The sequence below is a fragment of the Ectobacillus sp. genome (assembly GCF_056992975.1).
This window is the reverse complement of the sequence record NZ_JBXKMX010000146.1, coordinates 1-5,263: the sequence shown is the minus strand read 5'-3', so window position 1 is coordinate 5,263 and position 5,263 is coordinate 1. Positions and strand designations below refer to the sequence as shown.

The 5,263-nt window shown below is 41.0% G+C and carries 4 protein-coding genes and 1 other annotated feature; all 4 genes read left to right on the top strand.

Translation table 11 applies throughout. The annotated features are described in order from the left end of the window. Positions 1-1,143: PTS transporter subunit EIIC (locus AC11ZT_RS07010; RefSeq protein WP_484058912.1), on the top strand; the 1,143-nt coding region annotated here is incomplete at its 5' end. A gap of 67 nt (positions 1,144-1,210) precedes the next feature. Beyond that, positions 1,211-2,686, top strand: coding sequence for a glycoside hydrolase family 32 protein (locus tag AC11ZT_RS07005; RefSeq protein WP_484058911.1), 1,476 nt, complete (start codon positions 1,211-1,213; stop codon positions 2,684-2,686). A 21-nt stretch (positions 2,687-2,707) separates the two neighbouring features. Further along, the gene (locus tag AC11ZT_RS07000; protein WP_484058910.1) at positions 2,708-3,697 is read left to right on the top strand and encodes a carbohydrate kinase family protein; all 990 of its coding nucleotides are present in this window, start codon (positions 2,708-2,710) and stop codon (positions 3,695-3,697) included. Between the two features lie 51 nt (positions 3,698-3,748). Then, positions 3,749-3,969 (top strand) — a binding site (T-box leader). Positions 3,970-4,010: 41 nt separating this feature from the next. Further along, on the top strand, positions 4,011-5,263 hold a 1,253-nt coding region (locus AC11ZT_RS06995), incomplete at its 3' end, for an amino acid permease (RefSeq protein ID WP_484058909.1).

Sequence of the window (5,263 nt, the reverse complement as noted above, 5' to 3'; positions counted from 1 at the left end):
CTTCAACGCTTTGTGAAAATGCTATCTGACATCTTTGTTCCAATTATTCCAGCTATCGTTGCAGGCGGGTTGCTAATGGGGATTAATAACCTATTAACCGCAAAGGATTTATTTTTTGCTGGAAAGTCTTTGGTAGAAGCGAATCCTAGCGTAGCAGATCTAGCATCGCTGATTAATACCTTTGCCAACGCAGCATTCGTCTTTCTACCTATATTAATTGGGTTCTCAGCAACGCAGCGCTTTGGAGGAAATGCGTATCTTGGGGCAGCTCTTGGTATGTTAATGGTACATCCAGATTTACTAAATGGTTATGGATATGGTGCAGCCTTATTGGCTCATAAAATTCCGTACTGGGATATATTTGGATTCCATATCGATAAAGTCGGGTATCAAGGTAGCGTACTTCCTGTTTTAGCGGCTTCTTATATTCTAGCAAAATTGGAAACGTATCTACGAAAAGTGATTCCATCTGCATTAGATAACTTATTGACTCCTTTATTAACAATTTTTATTACAGGTATTTTAACGTTTACGATTGTAGGACCGATTACACGTGCAGCTGGTAACATGTTAACAGACGGACTTGTGTTCATGTATAATACGACTGGATTTATCGGAGGAGGCATATTTGGATTTATTTATGCACCAATCGTTGTAACAGGAATGCATCACAGCTTCATTGCCGTAGAAACACAATTGCTTGCCGATATGGCAAAAACAGGCGGATCTTTCATCTTCCCAATTGCAGCGATGTCAAACGTCGCACAAGGTGCTGCAACACTTGCTGTCCTTCTGATTACTCGTGATACAAAGCTAAAGAGTGTGGCATCGGCAGCAGGTATTTCCGCATTGCTCGGAATTACAGAGCCAGCGATGTTTGGGGTCAATTTAAAGCTTCGCTATCCTTTCATCGGAGCAATTATCGGTTCTGGCGTAGCATCTGCTTTTATTACTTTTTATAAAGTAAAAGCGATCGCATTAGGTGCCGCTGGTCTTCCAGGTATCATTTCGATGAAGCCAAGCAGCATTATACATTACATTATCGGTATGATTATTTCCTTTGCTGTGGCATTCTCAGTAACCATTATTCTTTCAAAGCGTGCAAAAAACAAAGAAGCAGCAATTGAGGAATCTGCTGCATAAAAAGAGAAAAGTAAGGGGGAGGAGAATTGCCGGATTCTCCTCTATTTATATAAGGAGATTGATAACAATGGAATGGACACAGCAGCAACGCTATCGTAAAGTAGAAGAAGTATCTCCAGACGAAATAAAACTGCTAAAAGAACGCGTAAATCATAGCCCATGGCGTCAAACGTATCATATACAGCCTTCGACTGGATTATTAAACGATCCAAATGGTTTTTCATATTATAACGGCGAGTACCATTTGTTTTATCAATGGTTTCCGCTTGGAGCTGTACACGGAATTAAGTACTGGTATCATATGAAATCAAAAGACCTTGTTCAATGGGAGGAAGTCGGCATTGGGATTAAGCCTGATTGCGATTATGATAGTCACGGAGCATTTTCGGGTAGTGCGATTGAGCATGAAGGAAAGCTCTATTTACTATATACAGGAAATACAAGAGATGAGAATTGGGTACGTCATCCCTATCAATGCTTAGCCATCATGGATGACCACAATCATATTACAAAATGGCCGATCCCCGTTATTTCAGAAGTGCCGAAAGGATATACTGAACATTTTCGCGATCCAAAGGTGTGGAAGGAAAACGATCAATTTTATATGGTAATCGGGGCGCAGCGAACGAACAAGACGGGCACAGCCATCCTCTATCACTCTCGCAATTTAACAGATTGGACATTCCAAGGTGAAATCGAGGCGGCCGGTCCTGTATTCGGTTTTATGTGGGAATGTCCGGACTACTTTTCTTTAGAAGATCAAGGGGTCTTTCTTTTCTGTCCACAAGGGTTACAACCAGAAGGGGATTTTTATCAAAATATTTATCAATCGGGTTATGTGATTGGAAGTAAACTTGATGTTGCAACGTGTTCTTTTCAGCAGGGGTCATTTACCGAGCTTGATCGAGGATTTGATTTCTATGCTCCTCAGACAATGTTAGATGATAAAGGCCGTCGCATTTTAATCGGATGGATGGGTCTTCCAGATATTGAATATCCGACAGATGAACATGGCTGGGCGCACTGCTTAACACTTCCAAGGGAGTTATCAATTGTAAATGGAAAGCTGCGCCAGCAGCCGGTTAAGGAATTAGAAATGCTGCGAGGTCCATTATACGAACGAGTAGACATTCTATTGGATGAGATGAAAATGTATGAAGGATTTTCTGGTGAGCAGTATGAGTTACGTTGCGCCTTCTCGGCTGCCACTGCATATCAGTATGGAATCGAATTTAGGGTTGGTGACAAGGAAAAAACAGTTTTATACTATGAGGCAGCCCAGAAAAAAGTCGTATTAGACCGCTCTGCCTCTGGCAAGGAAGTAGCTCCTTTTTATGGGACGAAAAGGGCTTGCTATGTAGATTCAGGTATAATTACATTCCATCTTTTTGTAGATACGTCCTCTGTAGAAATCTTTATCAATGACGGAGAAGAAGTATTTACGAGCCGAATTTTTCCACGCTCTACGAGTACGAATATTCGTTTCTTTGCTGTGGGAGGAGAGGTGCATCTAGCAGTTAAGAAATGGGATTATACACGATAAAAATAGAAGGAAGCGAACGATATGCAAAGACTATTTGCCATTGGAGAAGTATTGATTGATTTCATTCCGCAGCAAAAGGGGAAGGCTCTAAAGGATGTTGTATCCTTTGAACGTGCTCCGGGCGGTGCTCCTGCAAATGTAGCTGCTGCTGTAGCGAAATTTGGCGGAACCTCATACCTTATTTCGAAGCTTGGAGAGGATGCATTTGGTGACTTTTTAATCGAACAGCTTCAAGAGGCTGGCGTAAACGTGGATAAAGTATTACGAACATCGGAAGCAAATACAGGGCTTGCCTTTGTTTCGCTTCGAGAAGATGGAGAACGCGATTTTTCCTTTTACCGCAATCCATCGTCTGATTTATTATTAACAGAAGATGAAATTGACGAATCTTGGTTCCAAGAAGGAGATATTTTACACTTTTGCTCTATTGACCTCGTCGAAAGTCCGATGAAGCATGCACATAGAAAAACAATTGTGAGTATGAAAGAAAAAGGTGGTCTCATTAGCTTTGATCCGAATGTTCGTTTGCCGCTATGGCACAGTAAAGAAGCGTGCCAAAAGACAATTTTAGAATTCATTCCACTCGCGCATCTTGTAAAAATATCAGATGAGGAATTATCCTTTATTACCGGAATTGAGCAAGAAGAGGAAGCAATTCAATCGTTGTTTGTCGGGGACGTACAGGCTGTTGTCCATACGAAAGGTCCAGATGGTGCTTCTCTTTACATGAAGCATGCGGCCTATCATTTAGGTGGATACAAAGTAAACGTACAAGATACAACGGGGGCAGGGGATGCGTGGATCGGCGGATTCTTGTATCAATTGCTCGAAAAAGAGATTACGCAGCATACAATGGAGCAAGGATTGCAAACACATGCAAATGAAATTCTCGCCTTTGCGAACGCCAGTGGTGCCATTACTGCAACAGGTAAAGGGGCCATTTCCTCCCTACCTATAAAGGAAGAAATTCGTGCATTTATGAAAGAAAGAATAGAGTGCACCTTTGATTGACATTGTGTTAATATATCGTTATAATTTCCTTGGAAATATGTTATAGCTGAATAGTATGCGTTGAAAGGAACATAGTAGCATTCTTCTCCCTGTTATAGAGAGCTGATGGACGGTGGAAATCAGTACAAAGAAGAGTATGAATTTCACTCCAGGAGCATTTTTTTTCATGTATCATGAAAAAAGACGGTTACATGAACCGTTATAAGAACGAAGATGGCAGATGTTAGTCTGCAACTAGGGTGGTACCGCGATTATATTTCATCGTCCCTACTGATTATCAGTAGGGACTTTTTTATGTAGAAGGAGGAGAACAATGAGTTCAGATCAAAAGAGTCTACAAAAAAATTTATTACCTAGGCATGTGCGCTTAATGGCATTAGGTGGTGCGATTGGAACCGGGATTTTTAAAGGGACTTCAGAAACAATTTCCCTTGCAGGTCCAGCTGTTATTTTTTCCTATATCATTGCCGGTCTTTTATTACTGGTCGTGATGAGTGCAATTGCAGAAATGGCAATTGCCATGCCAGGAACGAATATGAAGGGGTTTATTCGAAAGGCCTTTGGAAGCAAGGTTTCCTACGTGATCGGCTGGATGTATGCGATTATGTGGCTTATCGTTTGTATTATTGAAGTGATTGCAGCAGGAAGTTTTCTACAATATTGGTTTCCATCCGTTCCGCTTTGGTTATTAAGTGTCATCTGTGCGGTGGGGATTATTGCTATTAATACGCTAAACGTAAAATATTACGGGGAATTCGAGTTTTGGTTTGCCGGTCTAAAGATTGTCATGATTATTCTGTTCATTGTATTAGGAGCAGGTATTTTGTTCGGTATTATTCCAAGTCATGAAGCACATTATTTTCAAAATTATACGGCTAGCCAAGGGTTCTTTCCTCATGGCTGGGCTGGTGTCTTCGCAGCGCTTATCGTCGTTATCTTCTCATATGGTGGTACTGAGCTTGTTGGTCTTTCGGTTACTGAAACAAAGGATGCAGAACAAGTACTTCCAAAAATTATTAAAGGCGTAATTGGACGTATTGTTATGTTTTACACATTGCCTGTTTTGATCATCTGTGGTTTGATTCCGTGGAATACAATTTCCCAGCAGTCAAGTCCATTCGTTCAAGTTCTTACTGTGGCTGGGTTTAATGGCGGCGCACAGCTCATGAACTTTGTATTAATTACAGCAGTCTTATCTGCTGCCAATTCCGGCATATACGGTTCTTCGAGAATGTTGTATTCATTAGCAACTGAAGGCGAAGCTCCTCAGGTATTTTCCTATGTCTCCAAAAAAGGTGTTCCTGTATATAGCTTGCTGTTTGCAGCAGTTGTATTGATTGGTGGATCCTTAATTGCCTATCTTTCACCGGATCGTATATTCAGCTATTTAATGGCGATTCCAGGCTTTACCGTGTCAATCTTATGGATTGCCATCTGTTTAGCCGAAGTAAAGCTACGTAAATCTTATGAAAAGCTACCACATTTTCTTGTGTGGGGGTTTCCTGTCATTCCAATCGTAACGGCAGTATTACTCGGTATCAATTGTATTTTCTTTATGTTTAGTCC